Source organism: Luteolibacter sp. (genome assembly GCF_058122085.1).
In genome coordinates this window covers 1-19,297 of record NZ_JBIKBQ010000084.1, presented here as the reverse complement: position 1 = coordinate 19,297, position 19,297 = coordinate 1, and the positions used below count along the sequence as shown (strand labels likewise).

19 protein-coding genes and 1 pseudogene are annotated in these 19,297 nt (G+C 62.8%); 12 read left to right on the top strand and 8 right to left on the bottom strand.

The window, feature by feature from the left end:
- The 5 genes from AC4DF4_RS13110 to AC4DF4_RS13090 all read left to right on the top strand — a co-directional run.
- Positions 1 to 737: HhH-GPD family protein (locus tag AC4DF4_RS13110; RefSeq protein ID WP_490048557.1), on the top strand; the 737-nt coding region annotated here is incomplete at its 5' end.
- Between the two features lie 45 nt (positions 738 to 782).
- A complete protein-coding gene (locus tag AC4DF4_RS13105; protein ID WP_490048556.1) occupies positions 783 to 1,547 on the top strand; it encodes a S1 family peptidase in 765 nt (254 codons plus the stop codon).
- A gap of 6 nt (positions 1,548 to 1,553) precedes the next feature.
- On the top strand, positions 1,554 to 1,997 hold the full coding sequence (locus AC4DF4_RS13100) for a hypothetical protein (protein WP_490048555.1): 444 nt from the start codon (positions 1,554 to 1,556) through the stop codon (positions 1,995 to 1,997).
- A 54-nt stretch (positions 1,998 to 2,051) separates the two neighbouring features.
- On the top strand, positions 2,052 to 4,178 hold the full coding sequence (locus AC4DF4_RS13095) for a TonB-dependent receptor plug domain-containing protein (RefSeq protein ID WP_490048554.1): 2,127 nt from the start codon (positions 2,052 to 2,054) through the stop codon (positions 4,176 to 4,178).
- A 634-nt stretch (positions 4,179 to 4,812) separates the two neighbouring features.
- On the top strand, positions 4,813 to 5,838 hold the full coding sequence (locus AC4DF4_RS13090; protein ID WP_490048553.1) for an RNA recognition motif domain-containing protein: 1,026 nt from the start codon (positions 4,813 to 4,815) through the stop codon (positions 5,836 to 5,838).
- Positions 5,839 to 5,971: 133 nt separating this feature from the next.
- Here the strand turns inward: AC4DF4_RS13090 and AC4DF4_RS13085 are convergent, their stop codons facing one another.
- The 5 genes from AC4DF4_RS13085 to AC4DF4_RS13065 form a co-directional block, all read right to left on the bottom strand.
- The gene (locus tag AC4DF4_RS13085; protein WP_490048559.1) at positions 5,972 to 6,199 is read right to left on the bottom strand and encodes a DUF4926 domain-containing protein; all 228 of its coding nucleotides are present in this window, start codon (positions 6,197 to 6,199) and stop codon (positions 5,972 to 5,974) included.
- Between the two features lie 110 nt (positions 6,200 to 6,309).
- Positions 6,310 to 6,888 (bottom strand): RhuM family protein, encoded by a 579-nt coding sequence (rhuM, locus tag AC4DF4_RS13080; protein ID WP_490048558.1) that lies wholly within the window; start codon positions 6,886 to 6,888, stop codon positions 6,310 to 6,312.
- A gap of 601 nt (positions 6,889 to 7,489) precedes the next feature.
- Positions 7,490 to 7,723: a type II toxin-antitoxin system MqsA family antitoxin gene (locus tag AC4DF4_RS13075; RefSeq protein WP_490048552.1), complete on the bottom strand. Its 234-nt coding sequence runs from the start codon at positions 7,721 to 7,723 to the stop codon at positions 7,490 to 7,492.
- Complete coding sequence (locus AC4DF4_RS13070; RefSeq protein ID WP_490048551.1) at positions 7,720 to 8,043, bottom strand: DUF4258 domain-containing protein; 324 nt, start codon at positions 8,041 to 8,043, stop codon at positions 7,720 to 7,722. Before AC4DF4_RS13070 ends, AC4DF4_RS13075 begins: the two co-directional genes overlap by 4 nt.
- A gap of 44 nt (positions 8,044 to 8,087) precedes the next feature.
- Positions 8,088 to 8,330 (bottom strand): hypothetical protein, encoded by a 243-nt coding sequence (locus AC4DF4_RS13065; RefSeq protein ID WP_490048550.1) that lies wholly within the window; start codon positions 8,328 to 8,330, stop codon positions 8,088 to 8,090.
- 287 nt (positions 8,331 to 8,617) lie between these two features.
- Between AC4DF4_RS13065 and AC4DF4_RS13060 the strand changes: the two genes are divergently transcribed.
- Positions 8,618 to 9,928, top strand: a complete 1,311-nt coding sequence (locus tag AC4DF4_RS13060) for a glutamate--tRNA ligase (protein ID WP_490048549.1) — start codon at positions 8,618 to 8,620, stop codon at positions 9,926 to 9,928.
- A 10-nt stretch (positions 9,929 to 9,938) separates the two neighbouring features.
- Positions 9,939 to 10,838, top strand: coding sequence for a shikimate dehydrogenase (aroE, locus tag AC4DF4_RS13055; RefSeq protein ID WP_490048548.1), 900 nt, complete (start codon positions 9,939 to 9,941; stop codon positions 10,836 to 10,838).
- Here the strand turns inward: aroE and AC4DF4_RS13050 are convergent.
- Both AC4DF4_RS13050 and AC4DF4_RS13045 read right to left on the bottom strand, forming a co-directional pair.
- Complete coding sequence (locus AC4DF4_RS13050) at positions 10,750 to 11,943, bottom strand: hypothetical protein (protein WP_490048547.1); 1,194 nt, start codon at positions 11,941 to 11,943, stop codon at positions 10,750 to 10,752. The two genes, aroE and AC4DF4_RS13050, sit on opposite strands and share 89 nt — an antisense overlap.
- Positions 11,944 to 11,995: 52 nt before the next feature.
- Positions 11,996 to 13,819, bottom strand: coding sequence for an Hsp70 family protein (locus tag AC4DF4_RS13045; RefSeq protein ID WP_490048546.1), 1,824 nt, complete (start codon positions 13,817 to 13,819; stop codon positions 11,996 to 11,998).
- 62 nt (positions 13,820 to 13,881) lie between these two features.
- Between AC4DF4_RS13045 and AC4DF4_RS13040 the strand changes: the two genes are divergently transcribed.
- Positions 13,882 to 14,793 carry a metallophosphoesterase gene (locus AC4DF4_RS13040; protein WP_490048545.1) on the top strand — a complete coding sequence of 304 codons (912 nt, stop codon included), beginning with the start codon at positions 13,882 to 13,884 and terminating at the stop codon, positions 14,791 to 14,793.
- On the opposite strand, the gene AC4DF4_RS13035 is transcribed toward AC4DF4_RS13040, so the two are convergent.
- Positions 14,790 to 15,314, bottom strand: a complete 525-nt coding sequence (locus tag AC4DF4_RS13035; RefSeq protein WP_490048544.1) for an NUDIX hydrolase — start codon at positions 15,312 to 15,314, stop codon at positions 14,790 to 14,792. The two genes, AC4DF4_RS13040 and AC4DF4_RS13035, sit on opposite strands and share 4 nt — an antisense overlap.
- Positions 15,315 to 15,379: 65 nt before the next feature.
- Here AC4DF4_RS13035 and AC4DF4_RS13030 point away from each other — a divergent pair, with 65 nt between their 5' ends.
- From AC4DF4_RS13030 to AC4DF4_RS13015, 4 genes and pseudogenes are all read left to right on the top strand, one after another.
- Positions 15,380 to 16,531: a 3-dehydroquinate synthase gene (locus tag AC4DF4_RS13030; RefSeq protein WP_490048543.1), complete on the top strand. Its 1,152-nt coding sequence runs from the start codon at positions 15,380 to 15,382 to the stop codon at positions 16,529 to 16,531.
- A gap of 75 nt (positions 16,532 to 16,606) precedes the next feature.
- Positions 16,607 to 18,166 (top strand): tetratricopeptide repeat protein, encoded by a 1,560-nt coding sequence (locus AC4DF4_RS13025; RefSeq protein ID WP_490048542.1) that lies wholly within the window; start codon positions 16,607 to 16,609, stop codon positions 18,164 to 18,166.
- A gap of 120 nt (positions 18,167 to 18,286) precedes the next feature.
- Positions 18,287 to 18,937: pseudogene (locus tag AC4DF4_RS13020) on the top strand (phosphopantothenoylcysteine decarboxylase domain-containing protein); the annotation flags it as partial.
- Positions 18,938 to 18,943: 6 nt separating this feature from the next.
- The coding region (locus tag AC4DF4_RS13015) for an inositol monophosphatase family protein (protein ID WP_490048541.1) at positions 18,944 to 19,297 on the top strand (354 nt) is incomplete at its 3' end.

Below are 19,297 nucleotides of genomic sequence, written 5' to 3'. Positions count from 1 at the left end.
TGCTGCGGGAAACGGCGCGGGCGGTGATCGCGGAGCATGGCGGGGAATTCCCGGTGGAGTTGGAGGCGTTGATGAAGTTGCCGGGCGTGGGGCGCTACACGGCGGGTGCGCTGCGGGCGTTCGCGCATGATCTGCCGTCGGCGGTGGTGGATGGAAACGTGGCGCGGGTGCTCTCGCGGGTGATGGGTTTTTCCGCTCCGGTGGATGACACGTCGGGCCAGAAACAGATGTGGGAATGGGCGGAGGCGCTGGCGGACCCGCGGCGGCCGCGGATTTACAACTCGGCGCTGATGGAGCTGGGGCAGAAAATTTGTCGGCCGGGCGTGCCGGATTGTGCGGGCTGCCCGGTGGCGGGGTTTTGCAAGACGCGCGAGCCGGAGTCGCTGCCGGTCAAGCGGCAGAAAACGGTGATCACCGCGGTGGACGAGCACGCGCTGTGGCTGCGCGACGGGAAGGGGCGCTTGCTACTGCACCGCGAGGCCGGCAAGCGGCGCGAAGGCTTGTGGAAACTGCCGACGCGCGAGGCTGCGGAAATCTCCAAGCTGCCCGTGCTCGACGAGCATCGCTACACGATCACCCGCTACCGGGTGACGCTGCGGGTGCACGACGGGTCCGGGGTGAGGAAAAATTTCAAACCGGCGGCGGATGAAATCTGGCAGGAAGAGGAGGCGGTGCTGGCGCTGGCGATGCCCTCGCCCTTCCGTCGGGCGATCGGGCGATTGTTGGGGGAAATTTGAAAACGAGTGTGACGAATCGGACAAAGTATGTTTTTATCGGTCCCGATGGATAAGTTTGTTCAGTGGTTCGGGCTGTTGCTGGCCGGTGGGTTGATGCAGTCGTGTGCGGTTTCTCCTCCCCCGGACACGGTCGCTCCGGGCCGGATGACGCGGCAGATCGTGGCGGAGCGGGTGAGCGCGGTGGTGGTGACGGAGCGGGGAAATCTCGACCGCTGGGTGAGCCGGGATTTCGCGACTTCCCAGGCTCCCGGCGACGCGGATGGCGGCTCGGCGGCACCGATCTCGGCGGACGGATATTTCCTCACCGCGGACCACGTGCTCGCCGGGGTGGATGGGAAAAACGTCTTTCTCATCTACGGCCAAGGCGGCCGCCTGGTGCCGAAGAAGGCACGGGTGGTGTGGCGCTCCGAGGCGGCCGATCTGGCGCTCCTGCACATCGCGGTGAAGACGCCTTATTTCTATCAATGGACGCCGCCGGAACGCTGGCTGCCTGCTGGAAATCTGGTGATTCACGGCGGGATTTCGACGGGTTTCAAATCCGGCGAGGGCAAGCTCGCCACCGCGCTCGCGCCGGAGAGGGCCTTCACCGGCAACCGGAAATTCAAGATCGACATCCCGCTGCAGCCCGGCGACAGCGGCGGGCCGGTGGTGGATGCTTACGGCCGGCTGGTGGGGATCAATTCCGCGGTGGAATTCCTGGTGCCGATGGAGACGGCGTTCTTCATCGATTCCGAGGGCAACCGGCCAAACACCCGCTTCATCGGCGGGTTGATGGAAAAGGATCGCGCCCGCAATCCCGGCGTAAATTGAACCACGATGAAACGATTTGATGAAATGTGGAGGCCGCGCGTCCTCGGTCTGGCGGTCGCCGGGCTGCTGTCGACGTCCTGCGGGCCGGTCGCGGATAGCTGGCGGGCGGGCGGAATGTCGGCGGCGGCCAAGGACCAGATCATGCTGGTGAGGAGGGAGCCGCCGTCATTCGGATACCAGCGGCTGGAGATGGAGGCGCGTGGTTATCCGGACCTCGCTGTCTTCGTGGCGAAGCAGGGACTGCCGGATTTCCTGGCGGAAACGGGCGACCGCGAGCGGCATTATTTCATCCTCTACTATCTGAAAGAGCGCCATGCCTACGCCTGCCGGACCCGCCAGGGAAACAAGCGCGCCTTGGAATTCGCCGGCCCGTATCCGGTCACGGACGGGGAGTTCCGCTTGCTGGACGGATTCCGGCGCGATCCGAGCCGCCAGCCCGAAAATTTCTAAGCCGCGGGAAATTTCTCCTAAGAATCCGGGCGTCCGGCGCGTTCTCCTACCCAGATGTTTGAAAAGACCACTACCCAGATGTTTGAAAAGACCACGATTCTGTTGTTTGCGGGGGTTTTCCCGCTGTGCGCCCAAGGCGTTTTAGATCCGCTCATCGTGACCGCCACGCGCTCGGAGCAGGCGGAAAGCACCGCGCCTTACACGACGGATTCCCTCGATTCCGTCTTCCTGCGCGACCACTCACCCCGGACGCTGCCCGACGCCATGCAATACATCCCCGGCGTGCTCGTGCAAAAAACCGCGCACGGCCACGGCTCGCCCTTCATCCGTGGATTCACCGGCCGCCAGAACCTGCTGCTCGTCGATGGCGTTCGCGTCAACAACTCCACTTTCCGCGGCGGGCCGGTCCAATACTGGAACACGCTCGATTCGCTTGCCATCGATCACCTCGAGGTGATCAAAAGCCAGGGCTCGGTGCTCTATGGCTCGGATGCGGTCGGCGGCACGGTCAACGCCTTCACGAAATCGTCGGGATTCCGCGACGAAACGGCCGGCCAAGCCTATGCGGGTGGTTCGGCGTTTTACGAATACCGCGCCAATGGCGGCGGCAGTCACATCGGCCGGTTGGAAAGCGAGACTGGTGTGGGTGGGAAATTCGGGGTTTTGCTCGGCCTTTCCGCCAAGGATTACGGCGACATCGAGGACTCCGCCGTCGGTCGCATGCACAACACCGGCTATCCCGAGCAGGATTACGATTTGCGCTTCGACTGGGCGGTTTCAGCCGAATCCACGATCACCTTCGCCTCCAGTTACGTGAATCAGGACGGCATTTCACGTTGGCACCGGACCTTGGATAATCCCGGCTGGACTGACGGCAGCCACGTCGCTGCTCCCGGAAAATGGACGGAAAACACCTACGACCAGGAACGCTCGCTGACTTACCTCCGCTACGCCGGGGAAAACCTGCGGGCCAACGCCCCGGTCAAACGCTGGAGCGCCACGCTTTCATTCCAGACTACCGATGATTCCGAGTTTCAAAACCGCTTCCCGGACAGCCCCGCCACGAATTCCAAAGTGCTCCGCGGCTCCTCTGTTCACGTCGAAACCACCGGCATCGATTTGGTTCTGGAATCTCCCGTCGGGCCGGGGTCGCTGGTGTACGGTTTTGACTTCTATCATGACGATGTCGATTCCTCCGGCTACACATCCAACGCCCTCGGTGGTCCTCGCACCGAGCTCTTGCCGGTCGCCGATGACTCCGACTACGATCTCTTCGGTTCCTACTGCCAATACGTTTTTAAACCGACCGATCGGTTTGAACTGACCGCCGGGGCCCGTTACACCTACGCCGAGGCCACCCTCGGGCGCTTCGCGGGCGGCAGCGACGAGAGCCGCAACTGGGACGATGTCGTCGGCTCGCTGCGCGGGATCTATTCATTGAACGATGGCTGGAGCGTTTACGGCGGTATTTCGCAGGCCTTCCGGGCACCCAATCTCGACGACCTCACCGGAAATTTATCGGCGAAATCCGGCGCTCCGGTCGTCGGCGACCCGGACGTCAATCCCGAGAATTACATCACCTACGAGCTAGGCGCCCGGCAGCAAACCGAAACCACGTCGCTCAATCTCGCCGTGTTCTACACCGCGGCGGACGAACTGATCGTGTCGTCGTTCACGGACCAGACCCTCAAGACCTCCATCGCCAGCAATGCCGGCGACGGCTACGTTTACGGCGTCGAGTTGGAAGGCGCCTGGCAGTTTCACCCGCAGTGGACGCTGTCCGGGTTCGCCGCGTGGCAGGAGGGCCGGACCGAGTCAGCGACCTTCGTCGGCGGGCCGGTGGAGGAGAAGCCGAATACCCGCCAGCTGCCGCTTTCCGGTTCCGTCGCGCTGCGTTGGGACGATGTTTCCGGGAAATTCTGGGTGGAGGGCCGGATTCTCGCCTCCAATCACGAGGACCGGATCACCGCCGTCGATCAAGTCGCCGACAACCAGCGCATTCCCACCGGCGGCACTCCCGGCTACGTCGTCGCCTCGTTGCGAGCCGGTTGGCATGCCCGTGAAAACCTCGATCTCACCTGCGGCATCGAGAACCTGAGCGATGAATCCTACCGCGTCCACGGCTCCGGCCAGAACGAGGCCGGCCTGAGCGGAATCTTCGGGGTGAAGGTCAGCTGGTAAGCCGGCACGGCATTTTCATTTGAGGGCATTGTTGCAGACCGGGTTGTACGGGATGGCGAGCCTGAGTCCTGAGGGCTCGAAGATCGTGGGCCAAGAGAGGCGGTTGGCGTGGCGGGTTCGGTACCGCGCCACGGTGCCATCGTGTTGTCGTCAAACATGGTCTTCATGCGAGCCAAACAAAGACGAAACAGGGCGCTTGGTTTAGGATTTTCTCCGGATCATGCTCCTGCCAACTATCAGGTCCTTGAAAAATAACGCCCAGGAAAAATCCACGCCTTGCCGGTTCCGGCCTTGCCAAAGCCGCAAAAGCCCGTAGCTTCCCGTCGAGCAGGTAATTCCTTACCTCCCATGCCCGCATCCGGCCGAGTGCCTACAGATTCACCCCATTTCTCCGGGTCGTGAAATCGGCCTGCAGCTAGGAGCACCGGAACACCTGCCTCAACGGGCGGCGGCGCAAGCCGGCTGGTTCCGACACACGGGTGAAGTCTCCTTCCGCAAGCTGCGGAGCTTCTCCCCGGCACCAAAAAGCCGGATTGTCGGAATCATGTCGGTCAGCACGAGGTCCTTCCAGCATTGCCGGATTCTCCTGAATCCGCCGCGCCGGGCCGCCTGAAACCACAACCCCACTGACACCATGTCAAACGCAACACAAGATTCCCGCAATTCGGGAGGAGACAGCCGTCGCCGCCGCTCACGCGGAGGCCAAAACCGTAATACCAACCAAAACCAAGACCGTCGCGAACGCGGGGGTGACCGGGATTCCCGCGGCGACCGCGGTCAATCCCAAGGCCGCCGCAAGGATGGCAATCGTTCCGAGGAATTCCGTCCTCAAGCTTCCCGTCCGGCGCGCACTTATGCTCCGGCCAAACTGAGCTTCTGGCAGAAAATCCTCAAGGCCGTCGGTCTTTACAAGGAGCCCGCCCGCCCGGCGCGCGCCGAGCACAAGCCCGAGTCCACGCCGTTTCCGGGCGGCGAGCGCGCCCCCAAGTCGAACACCCGCAACGCCCGTTCCGGCGAAGGCGAAGCCCGTGCCCCGCGCGAACCCCGCGAACCCCGCGAGCAACGCGAACCACGCGCCCCGCGCGAACCTGGTCCGGAAGGCGAGCGCGAGGAACGTTCACGCGGTGGCAACCGCGGCGAACGCGGCGGTGACCGCCCTCGCGGCGGCGATCCGAAAAGCGTCGAGTCCACCCGCGTTTACGTCGGGAACTTGTCGTATGACGTGTCCGAACAAGACCTCCAGGAGCTCTTCAAAGGCATCGGCGGCGTTCGCAACATCGAGATCGTTTACAACCGCAGCACCCACCGCTCCAAGGGCTATGGCTTCGTCGAAATGCTCCGCATGGACGAAGCGATGCGTGCCGTGGAAGTCCTTCACGACCAGCCCTTCATGGGCCGGAAAATGACGGTTTCCGGCGCCAAATCCAAAGGCCAGGATGAGCGTGAGGACATGGAAGGACGTGACGAGCGCGAACCAACCCGCGCCGTTCTCGCCTCCACCGCGCCGGCGGTCGCTACCGCGGTTGTCGCCGAGCCGGTCATCGAAACGATCGTTGAATCCGTCGCGGATGCGGCGGAGGAAGCTCCGGTCGCCGCCGCTGAGAATCTCGAAGCCAAGTATGGTTTCGACGAGCCTCAGGAAAAAACCGAGGAAGCCTGATCCGGCATCCCGTTTCACTCAAAAACCTCCGTCGCGGCCAGCCGCGGCGGAGGTTTTTTGCGCGAGGGCACTGGGCAGGAGACAACTTGTCCGGGACTTTGAATGTCCGAGTAAATCGGGGCAGTTGCAACGCTCAAGCTGCTGCAAATTCTCGTGCGTGGGTGATTTCCCGGCTGCTTACGGGGCGCACTTGGGATGTTTCCAAGGTGCATACTGCTGCCGTGCGCCCGTCTAAAGTGGTGAATTCCACTTCATAGGCAAGGCCATCGCTGTAAATGTGGACGACGGTCCCCACATCGCCAGCCTCTAATCCTTCGGCGGCGACGGGAATGGTAAGGACGACTCTTTCGTGTTCTTTGATCGTGGTCTATTTCTCGTGTGGGTATGCGGTGACCACAGTATCGTGGAAGAGCAGGTCGCGCTCCGCCATGGGCGACCGGAAGTAGCACTCCTTCACGCAAGGGTTTCCGTTCATGGCTTGGGTTTCTTGCTTCGTTTCGCTTTGCCGAGGGCGCGGAGTTCGGGCTCGCTCAGGTAGTTTTTGGCGATGCTGACATCGGTCCTACGGATGCGGGCGCCTTCCCAGTTTGTCAGCCCCATGTTTGGCCGGGTGCGGTCGGCACGGGAGGTGATGACCTCGGCGGCGGTCTGGCCGTGGATGGCATCGTGGACCTTGTTCTGCACGGTGGAGTAGAAGGCCTGCTTCAGCGGGGCATCCTTGTCGTAGTCGATGCTGGTGGCGTAGATGTCTGTGATCTTCTGGTAAAAGCGCCGCTCGCTGGTGCGGATGTCCTGGATGCAGCGGGAGAGTTCCTCAAAGTAGTCATTGCCTACCTGCGGATTTTTCAGCCGCTCGTCATCCAGCACGAAGCCTTTGACGATGTATTCCTTCAGCTTGTCCGCCGCCCATTGCCGGAAGCGCACGGCCATGGGGCTGCGCACGCGGAAACCGAGCGCCAGCACCATGTCCAAATTGTAGCACTCCACCTCCCTGGTTACCTCCCGCCCGCCTTCAGTTTGAACTGTTCGGAATAACCGAACAGTTGCCACCGGCTCCAGTTCCCCGTCCTCGAAGATGTGTTTGATGTGCTCGCTGATGGTTCCCTTGGCTTTGCCAAACAGCTCCGTGATGGCACGCTGCGCTCCGCTGCCGATCTCAAAAGCCGACAAGTGGGCAGATCAAGGAGCGGCGGAACGCGTCCGCCGACGTTCATGGAAAGCCAATGTAGCTCGCATCCGCTCGTCTCATTGCCAGCTCATTGGCATCGGCGGACGCGTTCCGCCGCTCCTTGAGCAACGAATCAGGGCCGAGCGCCCTTAAGTTGACGCGCATGCCTGAAGGGGCGGGCCATCGGGCGGCGGCGGACGGGTTGGGTCGCCCCTTCAGGGCTCAGGTAATCATTACGACGGGTTACCCAGGGCGTTGCCCTGGGCTGGTATGGGGCCGGGCCTTTGGCCCTCAAGATGCGCGCGCTGGCTCCGGCATCGGCTTTGGCAAACAGGAGGCGGGGGAAACGGCACTCGCTCGGCGGGTTCATGGGGCGGTGCCCTCCACGATGGCGATTTCCTCCGGCGTCAGGCCGTAGAGGGCGTAAACCTGTTGGTCGATCCCGCGCTCCAGGGTGCTCGTGTCGGCGGCGGGGTGCTCAAGCTAGGCAAAGGCGGTGACTTCCACCTCGCGGTGGTGTAAACGTGCTTCGTTCACCACTTGTTCCAGTTGGCGGGCCGCTGCGTCATCGATCCATTCTTCTCCACATTGCGAGCAGAGGGTCGCACGCACCCGCCGCACGACCACGATCCCACTCCCCAAGTCAGCGGTGAATGTAGTGGTACCTTCCGTTTTATTTCCGCCGCAAAGCGGGCAGGTGTGATGGGTCGGGTTCATGGTTTTCGTTTGGTTCGATAGTCGGGCTCAAAAATTTCCAGCGACGGCTCGTAAGCCGTGATGATGAATACTTGTCCGTTTATTTCGTCACACGCCGCCACGACGTGAAGCGGAACACCGGAAACGTAGCCTAGAAAAAGCGAGCTGGGAAACGGTTTGTCATCCTCATGATCCCGAATCCGCTCGCCCCGGAGCAATACCTCACGGACGGAATCTTGCGGGATGCCGCGTTCGGCGAGTTTTTGCAGCACATGTTTGCGCCACTCGATGCTCCCAGCCGCCATCGCCTCCCGGAAAATGGTAAGATCGAAGGGCTTCATTGGACCGTGCCCTCCACGATGGCGATTTCTTCCGGCGTCAGGCCCTAGAGGGCGTAAACCTGTTGGTCGATCTCGCGCTCCAGGGCGCTCGTGTCGGCGGCGGGGGCTTGTTTCTTGGCCGAAATTATACGATCTGCGAGATGACGGAGTCTTGTGGCTTCACTCCCTTGGATTGCTTGCAACTTGATCGGCAAGGCGTTCTGAAGCATTTCGTTTCTCTGGCCGGTCGTTTTGCCCTCGCCGCCCATCATCGCCTGCATTTCAGCGTCCATGTTGACGTCTTCCATGCCATTCAGGCTCGCGCGGCCTCCCGCCGCTTCCCGGAATGCCTGAATGCGGGCGGAAGATTGGACGAACCAGCCCAATCCTCCTCCAGTGAGTCCGATTAGACCACGTCTTCCCTTCCGCCGCGGCGGGGGCTCTTAGCGCGGCTTCAAAAAATTGTTGGAGTTTTTTGGGTCGGTCATGCGGAAGCCAGCATCCCAGATAATCAGGAAAGGTTAATTACGTGATGGCGTAGTTTTCGCGATCCGCGGGGCTGGACGTGGGCGGTTGCGGTGATTACACGTCGCGTATGACCGTTCGCACCCGTTTCGCCCCTTCGCCCACTGGCTATCTGCACGTTGGCGGGGCCCGCACCGCTTTGTTCAACTGGCTGTTCGCCCGCAAACATGGCGGCGTTTTCGTGCTGCGGGTCGAGGACACCGACGAGGCGCGCAACACCGAGGAAGCGCGGCAGGCGATTTTCGACGGGATGCACTGGCTCGGTCTCGATTGGGACGAGGGTCCGGAAAAAGGCGGGGATTTCGGCCCTTACTCTCAGAGCCAGCGGAAGGAAATTTACGACGCGTGGTTCGCGAAACTGGTGGCGGCGGGGCGCGTTTACGAGGACGGCGGCGCGTGGCGCTTCCGCTTCGAGCGCAAGCCGGTGACGATGAACGACCTGGTCTGCGGCGAGGTAACCATCGACTACCGCGACGAGTCGAACACGCCGGACATGGTGGTGAAGCGCTCGGACGGCAGCTATGTTTTCCACTTCGTCAACGTGGTGGACGACTTGGAAATGGAGATCACCCACGTCATCCGCGGCGAGGACCATTTGATGAACACGCCGAAGCATTTGCAGCTGATCGAAGCCTTCGGCGGCAAGGCGCCGCAATACGCGCACATCCCGCTGATCCTGAATCCGGACGGCTCGAAGATGTCGAAGCGCGACGCCGGCGCGGCGGTGGGCGACTATCCGCGGCAGGGATTCCTGCCGGCGGCGGTGGTGAATTTCATCGCACTGCTAGGATGGAACCCCAAGACCGAGCAGGAGATTTTCACGCTCGCCGAACTGGTCGAGCGCTTCTCGCTGGAAAACGTCAACCGCTCGCCGGGCCGCTTTGATCTGGAGAAATGCAAGTGGGTCAACCAGCAGCATCTGCTCGGCGTGAGCGTGGAGGATTTCGCGGCGGCGGCGCGGCCGTTTGTGGAAGCGGCGGGCCTGCCGGTTCCGGAAAATTATCTGGCGGTGATCGCGGCGGTGAAGGACAAGGTCCGCCTGTTCGGCGACGTCCCGGCGGCGGTGGATTTCCTGCTGAAGGAGGATTTTGAATACGACGAGGAAGCTCTCGCGAAGGTGCGCGGAAACGCGGCGGCGGGCGGGCTTTTGAGCGCGCTGGCGACGGCGTTCGAAGCGATTTCCGAATGGTCGGCGGACGCGGCGAAGGCTGCGCTCAATGAAACCGCGACGGCGGCGGGCGCGAAGCCGGGGCAGTTGATGTTCCCGCTGCGGGTCGCGCTGTCAGGTCGCGCCCACGGGCCGGATCTCGGGGATGTGTTGAATTTGCTAGGGAAGGATCGTTGCGTGGCGCGCGTCCGTCATTTCGCGGGCATGTTATAAATTCCGACCGATGAAACAGGTTTACACACTGGAAGACTTGGAGTCCCGCGAGCTGCTGGACGCCGGTGCCGACAAGCCGGCGCGGCTGGCGGTGATCGGCCACCCGATCGCGCACTCGGCCTCACCGCGGATGCACCAGGCGGCGCTCGACGCGGCGGCGATCGACGCGCGTTACATCCGTCTCGACATCGAGCCGGGGCGGGTGGGCGAGGCGTTTTCTCGGCTGCGGGCGCTGGGATTCATCGGCTGCAACGTGACGGTGCCGCACAAGCTGGAGGCGATGGAGCACTGCGAGGTGGATCCCGACGCCGAGGCGCTCGGGGCGGTGAATACGATTCGTTTTGATGCGGACGCGACCCATGGTTTCAACACGGACGGGCCGGGTTTCGCACGCGCGGTTGAAGATGATTTCAAGCGGCCGCTGGCATCGCTCAAAGTCGTCATCGCGGGCGCGGGCGGCGGCGCGGGGCAGGCGATCGCGACGCAGTGCTGCCTGCTCGGGGTAGAAAAGCTAGTTGTGGTGAACCGCACGATCGAGAAGCTCGGGCCGCTGGTCGGGCGGCTGCGTTTGCTCAGTTCGCAGACGGAAATCGTCGCGCTGGCCTTCGATGATTTGGCGCTGGCGGAGCAGTGTTTGAGCTGCGACTTGATCGTGAATACCTCGTCAGTCGGCTTGAAGAGCGGCGATCCGGCGATCCTGCCTGCGGACTGTTTCAAAAAGGAGCACCTCGTGTATGACACGATTTACCAACCTCCGGTGACGCCGTTGTTAGCGATGGCGGGCGGCCTGGGCTGCCGCACGGCGAACGGCCTGTCGATGCTCATTCATCAAGGGGCACTGGCGTTTCAGCATTGGTTTCCGGGAGCGGATCCGTTGGCGGTGATGCGGGCGGCGGTGAGTCGGGCTTGAGCGGCTGGTCCGGGATTTCCACGCCGGGCGCGTCATGGTAATACCAGTGGCAGGCGGCCACGTCGTCGAGTTCGAAGCGCCGTTCCCCGACTTCCTCGATGCGGCGGATTTTCACCCGGACGCGGATGAGTCCCTCGGGAGTGGCACTGGGAAGGTTCACGCCCAAGACGCGTTTGCCGGTTTTTTCGAGCTGGAACGCGGCAGCTAGCAGCCGGCCGTTCTTGCTGTCGCGCTTGATCAGGAACTCGGGCGACTGGGTTCCGGTTTCGGTTCTGGAGCCGAAGCGGGGGGCGTAAAACACGATGCTGATGGTGTCGGCGGCTTTGCGTTCGTCGGCGAGGCGCTCGCGGGCGAGCAGGCGGAACTCGACTTGCTCCGGTCCGCTGCCTGCCAGAAAAAGCGGCCAGGGATACTCGCTGAAGCGGACGTAATGGTCCCAGTCGAGCCGCCACTCGCCGTTTTCCTCCATGAAAACGGCGTCGAGCTCGCGGCCGTCGGAGGAGCTCCAGTAAGTTTCGATCGCCCGGCGGCCGGGCAGGTGGAGAACCGCGTGTTTGGGCAGGGCGAGTTTTTGCGGGTCGATGACGACCAGCGGATTCAAGCTGAAGAAGCGCGCCATCCGGGCGGCGGTGGTGATGGGCGAGAGGACGAACTGGTTTTGTTCCTCAGGTGTGCCGGCGGCGAGGAAGCCGGAAAAGTTCTGGTTACAAAGCGGGCCGGCCTCGTCCATCAGAATGACGTCTTCTTCCGGGACGACGGCTTTCGCCGAGACTTGGCTCACGGGTTTTTCGGAATCGACCGGTTTTTCGCCCCATTGCCAGCGGGCTCCGTAGATGATGGCGAGAACGAGCACCGACCAGCCGAGGCCGATCTTCAGCGTGAGATAACTGCGTTTCCGCTTCTTTTCCGGGCGTTTTCTCCGTTCGCCGGAGTTTTCCGTTGGAGTCAGCGCGGGGGCGGCATCGTTCGCGGGCGGCGGCTCGATGCCGAGCGACGGGTTGCGCCCACAGGAGGTGCAAAGGCGGCCATCCACCGCTCCGGGGCTGGATTGGAAAAGCGAACCGCATTGTCCGCAGTGAAACCAAGAAGTGTGTTTTTCTCTCACGGGTGAAGTTTAGGGGGTGACTGGGCGGATGTGAAGATCTCTCTCAGAATCCTCATGCGTCGGCGAGTTGGCGGTCCAGCGCGGCGTCCATCGCCTGCTCGACGAGGCGGGCGGCGAGCGCCTCGGTGGCGGCGTCGAGGCGCTGGACCGCGGCTTTGAGCGGATTGGCCGCGCCTCCCGCGAGCGCGGCGCGGACGGCGGCGGCGGCGGATTCGATTTCACCGCGCTCGTCGTCCATCGCGAGGCCTTGGCTCAGGACGGCCTCCACGGCAGGCAGGAGCTCCTCGGCTTTCATTTTCGCCTCGGTGAAAACGCGCTCCGCCATGTCGGTGAAGGCGTGCTCGACCGATTCGCTGACCATCGCCTCGACCGCCGCGTCATCGACATTGACGGCCGCGCTTTCGATCTGGATCACCGTGTCGATGCCGGTGGAAACGTCGCGGGCGAGCGCTTCGAGAATGCCGTTCTCGTCGATCCTGAATTGCACGCCGACCCGCGCCTGGCCCTTCGACGACGGGGAAAACGGGACGTCGAAATTGCCCAGCTCCCAGTTGTCCTTGGCCATTTCCCGCTCGCCCTGCAGCACGCGCACGCGCATCGCTGCCTGGTCGTCGGCGGCGTTGGTGAACATTTCGCCGGCCTTGCACGGGATGGTCGTGTTGCGCGGGATGAGCACGTTCATCAGCCCGCCGAAGGTCTCGATGCCGAGGCTCAGCGGCGTCACATCGAGCAAAATCATCTGCCGCAGCGCGCCGCTGAGCACGCCGCCCTGGATCGTGGCGCCGAGGGCAACCGCCTCGTCCGGGTGCTGGGAAACATCCGGCTCGCGGCCGAAAAGCTCGGCCACCGCGCGGCGGACCGCTGGCATCCGGGTGCTGCCGCCGACGACGACCACGGCGTCCAGGTCCTCCGGTTTGAGCACGGCGTCGGCAAGCGCCTTGCGGCAGAGGTGCAGGGTTTTCGCAATCCACGGGGCGGCGAGTTTTTCCAAGTCCTTGCGCGTGATCGGTTCTTCCAAACTCCGGCTACCATCATAAAACGGCACCCGGAAAACGGCCTGCGTGTCATCGGATAGAGCGAGTTTCACGCGCTCCGCCTCGGCCATCAGGCGGACCCGCGCGGCGAGATCGATTTCGCCCATCCCGGATTTTTCCATCACGCGGTCGAGAATGAGCGCGTCCAGATCGTCGCCGCCGAGACGGGTGTCGCCGTGGGTGGCGAGCACTTGGAAGACGCCGTCCTGCATTTCCAAAATGGATAGATCGAAGGTCCCGCCGCCGAGATCATAGACCGCGACGCGGGCTTTTTCGCCGAGCTTGTCGAGGCCGTAGGCGAGCGCGGCGGCGGTCGGTTCGTTGAGGATGCGGACCACTTCGAGCCCGGCGAGCTCGCCCGCGCGCTTGGTGGCGGCGCGCTGGGCGTCGTGGAAATAGGCGGGCACGGTGATGACCGCCTTGGTGATTTCCGCGCCCATCCGCCACTCGGCGACGCGTTTCATCTCGCGGAGGATTTCCGCGCTGATTTGCTCGGGTGTCATGCCCAGAACACGCGGCAATCCGTCCGCGCCGGCGGTCACCGGCACCGGGAAATTTTCCTCAACTTCGCTCGTCCGGCGGCCCATCAGCCGCTTGATGCTGGTGACCACCCGATCCGGTTCGAGCACCCTGCGGCGCAGCACCTTCGCGCCGACCTCGATGCCGCCATCCGCGCCGATCCACACCGCGCTCGGCGTGATCCGGCGGCCGTCCTCGTTGGCCAGCAGGATCGGAAATCCCGAGTCCACCACGCCGACGGCGGAGTTCGTCGTGCCCAAGTCGATTCCCAAGATCAAGTCGCTCATCGCCGCGAGCTTCGTGTCGCGACGGGACCACGTCAACGCCGACACTCCCGGAATTTGTCATCGCTTCCGTCGCCGTGGGGAAGTATCAGTCCCGCCTCATGAAGCGACGAAATTTTATCGGGCTTTCCACTGTGGCGGCCTCGCTGTCCAAGCTGCGCGGGGCGGGAACTGGCGGCAAGCCGGTCCTTTCCTTCGGCCTGATCACGGACGTGCAATACGCCGATGCCGATCCCGCGGGCGAGCGGCATTTCCGGGAGTCCATTCCGAAACTGAAGGCGGCCGCGGCGTGGCTGGCGGGCAAAAAGCTGCCGTTCACCTTGCACCTCGGGGATCTCATCGACCGGGATTTCAAATCGTTTGCCACGGTGATGCCGTTGTTTGACGGGCTCGGGCATCCGGTGCGCCACCTGTTGGGAAATCACGATTACTCGGTGACGGACGGAGAGAAGGGCGGGGTCGTGCGGGTCGCCGGGATGCCGGGCGAATACTATCAGTTCAGTCGCTCCGGCGTGCGGTTTGTCATGTTGGACACCAACGATCTATCCACCTACAAACATCCGACGGGCAGTCCGCGGGATTTGGAATCCGAGGCGCTATTGAAGAAACTGATCGAGGAGAAATCGAAAAGCGCCAAGTCATGGAACGGCGGGATTTCCGAAACCCAGCTCGCATGGATCGAGGGCGAACTCACCGCGGCGGATACGGCCAAGGAACCGGTGATCCTGTGCGGCCACCATCCGCTGTTGCCAACCGAAGGGCATCATGCGTGGAACCACGAGGCGGTGATCGCCTTGATCGACCGGCATCCGTGCGTCGTCGCCTATTTCAACGGCCACAACCACGCCGGCGCGGAGGTGATTCGGCAAGGCGTTCCCTACATCACTTTCAAATCCATTTTGCACGAGCCGGAGGTGAATGCTTACTCGGCGATTCATCTCTTCGCCGACCGCTTGGAAATCGAAGGCAACGGTCGCGAGCAGTCGCGGGTGATTCCGTTGGTGCGGGTCTAGCAGTTGATCCCTGCCAGCCAGAGCGCGGCGTGGATTTTGAAATCGATGAGTTTTCCCGCGGCTTCCTGTTGGGCGAACCACTCTCGCAGTTGCGAAAGCGGCACATGGTGGACGACGATGTTTTCGCCCGCGACCCCGCCGCCTTGGTGCTCGCGGACGATATCGGTGGCGTGGAAGAGATGGACGTATTCGGAGGACATCCCCGCCGAAGTCGGGCTGGAAATCAACGGGAGCATCGAGCCGGCGCGGTAGCCGGTTTCCTCCAGCAGCTCGCGCCGCGCGGTGGCAGACAGCGATTCGCCGACGTGTTCGGCTTCGTCGCCGACGAGTCCGGCGGGCACCTCGATGACGTGGCGCTGCATCGGAATGCGGAATTGCTCGACGAGGATAATCTCGTCATCGGGCGTGATGGCGAGGATGCCGACGCACGCGTCCGAGTGCGGCCGACGGACGAAATCCCAGTGGCCGATGCGATAAAGTCCGAGCCAGCGGCTTTCAAAAAGTGTCTCCGGAGTGGGCATGAGCTGAATTCGGGCAAGAAACGTTGGCGTGTCGGCGTAACGGTCGCTACTGCTTCCGCCCGCTGATGTCCCGCTACGATTTCCAAATCCCCGTCACCTTCAAGCACCGTATCGTTTTCACCCGCGATGCGTTCTCAGCTGGAAATCCGGCGCTGGCTGAAATTCTGAGCGAAGGCGGCGGTCGGCGGGCGATGGTTTTCGTGGAGGAAACGGTGTCGGAATTGTGGCCGGGGCTGGAGGACGAGATCCAAAGCTACTTCGCGGAACTGGATTTGGATTTCCGCGGAATCACGGTTTTTCCCGGCGGTGAATCGGCCAAGGCGGACGAGCACCTGGTCCGCGAGGTCTGGGCGGCGATCAACGCGGCGCATCTCGACCGGCATTCATACGCGCTGGTCATCGGCGGCGGGGCGTTTCTTGATGCCGTTGGCTATGGCGCGGCCACCGCCCACCGGGGAGTCAGGCTGGTTAGATTTCCGACCACCACGCTCTCGCAGGATGACAGCGGCGTAGGGGTGAAGTGCGCGATCAACGCTTTCGGCAAGAAGAACTGGGTGGGCGCGTTCGCCGTGCCCTACGCGGTGATCAATGATTTCCGCTTTCTCCAAAGTCAGGATGAGGAGACCCGCCGGGGCGGGCTGATCGAGGCGGTCAAGGTCGCCTTGGTGAGGGACCGCGGGTTTTTCGAGTGGATCGAGACGAACCTCGAGGCGCTTGCCGCGCTTGATCCGGAAACGCTCGAGACCTGCGTCGAAAATTCCGCATTACTCCACGCCCGGCACATCGCCACCGGCGGCGACCCGTTTGAAACCGGATCGAGCCGGCCCTTGGATTTCGGCCACTGGGCGGCCCACAAACTGGAGACGATGACGTCTTACCAACTTTCCCACGCGCCGGCCGTGGGGGTCGGGCTGGCACTCGACACGCTCTATTCCGCGCGGGCCGGGTTGTTGACCCCCTCCATCGCCGACCAGGTGCTGCGGGTGCTCGAGGGCTTGCAGCTCGCGATTTACCATCCCGCGCTCGATTGGCTGGACACCTCCGGGAGGCGGCGCGTGCTCGACGGATTGGATGAGTTCCGCGAACACCTCGGCGGCCGGCTAACAGTCTTGCTGCTGGCGGATGTGGGCCGGGGCGTCGATGTCCATCAGCTTGATGAAGGCTTGCTCGGCGAGTGCGTTGACGAGCTCAAAGCCCGCTGGGAACGCGGTGTTTAAGGGCTTTTCATCGCGCTTGCATTTCCCGGGAAATCGCATCAGGTGTCGCGAATGCGTTTGCGATCCATCCCTCAGTTGTTGCTGTTTTCAGCGTTCACCGCCTCCCTTCAAGCTGCGGTCTCGCTGCCGTCTGACAATTCCTCGGCGCTTCCCGCCGCCCAGGGTCCCGCGAAGGAAGCCATGGAAGCCTTCCAAGCCGGCCGCCACGCCAAGGCCGTGGAGATGGCCAAACCCCTTGCCGAACAAGGCAACATGGACGCTCTCTATCTCCTCGGTTTCGCCCACGAATCCGGCAAGGGCGCGGAGGCATCCCGGGACAAGGCGCTCGAATATTACCGCAAGGCAGCCGAAGGAAAGCACAAGGACGCGGTTTACCGGCTCTCCTTCATCCTGCTCGCCTCCGAAAAGGAAGAAGAGCGCAACCAGGCGCGCGAGGCACTTGAATCCGCCGCCAAGGACGACCCGGCGGTGGCCGGCCGCATTTTGGGCGAGGCCTATCTGCGCGGTAAACTCACTCCGACCGCCGATCCGGACAAGGCGATCTTCTGGTGGAACCGCGCGGCTGACGCCGGTGATATTCCGTCGATGTTGCTCGTCGCACGGTTTTATGAAGGCCAGTTCGGCTTTCCCGAGTTGAAGGACGTGAAGGCGGCTCTCGCCAGTTATTCCATGGCCGCGGGCTTGGGCGATGCCGGTGCCATGGCGGCGCTTGGTTCCCGTTTGCTCAGCGGCGATGAAAAAAACCGCGATGAGAAAAAAGGCCGCGAGTGGCTCAAAAAGGCCATCGCCGCCAAAGAATACAGCGGCTACCTCGCTCTCGGAGACTACGAGGAAAACGTCAAAAAAGACCTCAAAGCCGCCCTCGCCGAATACGAGCGGGGCAAGGACGTCGGACAAATCGACTGCATCCTCCGCACGGCGGATTTCTACATCCAAGGAAAGGGCGTTGAAAAAGACCCGGTGCGCGGCCTTGCGCTGCTTGAAAAGGCGGCCGAATCCGGAAGCCCGGTCGCGAGCTTCCGCCTCGCCGTCCAAGCTCTCTCAAGCGAAAAGCCCGACCTCCTGCTGGGATACAAGCACCTCACCGCGGCGGCTAACGGCAACCTCCCCGAGGGTCAGAACGAGCTCGGCCTGCTTTATCTCTCAGGCAAGCTCGGCTCCGCGGATTCCGTCGCCGGCGTCGCCTGGCTGACGCGCGCCGCGCAAGGTGGCTCCGCTCAGGCCCAGAACAATCTGGCGACTCTTTACGAGCGCGGCGCGGGTGGCGTGACCCAAAGCATCGAAAACGCCGGCCAGCTTTATTCCCTCGCCGCCAACCAAGGCCACGGCCCCGCGACTCTGGCGCTGGCGCGCCTGATCAGCGAGGGAATCGGCACCAAGGTAGACCCCGTCAAGGCATGGGCGCTCGCCACCCTCGCCCAGGAACGTGGTGAGGAAGCTGCCAAGAAAATGATCGAGGACATTTCCAGCAAGCTCGACGACACGCAAAAAGCGGCTGCCAAGAAAGAGCTCGCCGACATGAAGTCCGGCAAAGCACCTGAGACAAAGCCTGCGGACACCGCTCCGGACGCCGCTCCGGACGCCGCTCCGGACGCCGCTCCGAAGGCTCCTGTTACTCCCAAAAAACCCAACTAAGGTCCACCTCTCCATCAGCCCGCCCCGGTCCTTCCGGCGGCGGGCTTTTTTGTCTTCAAATTTAGAGCCGCCCCGCCCCTTGCTTCCGCTTGCCTCTTTCCATCCGCCGATCAGACTCCCGGCGTGAAAGTCCTTGTCACCGCAGGCCCCACTCGCGAACCGATCGATCCGGTTCGCTTTCTGACGAATCGTTCGTCCGGGAAAATGGGCTATGCGCTCGCCGGAGCCTTCGCCCACGAGGGGCACTCGGTGCTGCTCGTCTCCGGCCCGACGAATCTGGATGTGCCCGCCAATGTCGATTTCATCCCGGTCGAAACCGCCGCCGAGATGCATGATGTCGTTTCAAAACACGTCGGCCGCATGGACATCGCCGTGTTTGCCGCCGCCGTCGCCGACTACACGCCCGCCACCGTCCAGCCTCGCAAAATCAAAAAATCCGGCGACACGCTCACTCTCGAACTCGTCCGCACCGCCGACATCCTCGGCTCCGCCCGCCAGCCGTTCGGCTTCAGCGGCACCCTCGTCGGCTTCGCGGCGGAAACCGAAAACCTGGAATCCAACGCCCGCGAAAAACTGACCCGCAAACACTGCGATCTCATCATCGCCAACGACGTTTCCCAACCCGGCATCGGCTTCGACTCGGATCAAAACGAGGTCCTGCTCGTCTATCCGGACCGCACCGAATCCTTGCCGGCCGCCTCGAAACACCAAATTTCCCTCGAACTCGTCGACGCCATCGTCCGACTCTCCCAAACACTAACTACCCGCTGATTTCCCATGACCGACCTCGAACTCGCCACCCAAGCCGCCCTCGAAGCGGGTAAGCTCATTCGCCGGAACTTCGGCAGCGATCCCACGGTGGACGAAGCCACCCACCACGACATCAAGCTCGCGCTCGACAAGGAATCGCAGGATCTCATCACCGGCATCCTGCTGGGAGCCCGCCCCGGGGACGCGCTCTACGGTGAGGAAGGTCTCGCCGGCGACCAGGATTCCGAGCGCCAATGGATCGTCGATCCCATCGATGGCACGGTGAATTTCTTCTACGGCATTCCCCATTTCTGCGTCTCCATCGCCCTGCGGGTCGCCGGAGAAATCGTCGTCGGCGTGATTCATGATCCGATGGTCGGC

Bases quoted from the DNA above. Each gene is read 5' to 3' on its own strand.
- AC4DF4_RS13075 (WP_490048552.1), bottom strand. From the start codon at position 7,723: ATGAACCCGACCCATCACACCTGCCCGCTTTGCGGCGGAAATAAAACG.
- AC4DF4_RS13065 (WP_490048550.1), bottom strand. From the start codon at position 8,330: ATGGAAGACGTCAACATGGACGCTGAAATGCAGGCGATGATGGGCGGC.
- AC4DF4_RS13060 (WP_490048549.1), top strand. From the start codon at position 8,618: ATGACCGTTCGCACCCGTTTCGCCCCTTCGCCCACTGGCTATCTGCAC.
- AC4DF4_RS13105 (WP_490048556.1), top strand. From the start codon at position 783: ATGGATAAGTTTGTTCAGTGGTTCGGGCTGTTGCTGGCCGGTGGGTTG.
- aroE (WP_490048548.1), top strand. From the start codon at position 9,939: ATGAAACAGGTTTACACACTGGAAGACTTGGAGTCCCGCGAGCTGCTG.
- AC4DF4_RS13035 (WP_490048544.1), bottom strand. From the start codon at position 15,314: ATGCCCACTCCGGAGACACTTTTTGAAAGCCGCTGGCTCGGACTTTAT.
- AC4DF4_RS13095 (WP_490048554.1), top strand. From the start codon at position 2,052: ATGTTTGAAAAGACCACTACCCAGATGTTTGAAAAGACCACGATTCTG.
- AC4DF4_RS13090 (WP_490048553.1), top strand. From the start codon at position 4,813: ATGTCAAACGCAACACAAGATTCCCGCAATTCGGGAGGAGACAGCCGT.
- AC4DF4_RS13100 (WP_490048555.1), top strand. From the start codon at position 1,554: ATGAAACGATTTGATGAAATGTGGAGGCCGCGCGTCCTCGGTCTGGCG.
- AC4DF4_RS13030 (WP_490048543.1), top strand. From the start codon at position 15,380: ATGTCCCGCTACGATTTCCAAATCCCCGTCACCTTCAAGCACCGTATC.
- AC4DF4_RS13040 (WP_490048545.1), top strand. From the start codon at position 13,882: ATGAAGCGACGAAATTTTATCGGGCTTTCCACTGTGGCGGCCTCGCTG.
- AC4DF4_RS13070 (WP_490048551.1), bottom strand. From the start codon at position 8,043: ATGAAGCCCTTCGATCTTACCATTTTCCGGGAGGCGATGGCGGCTGGG.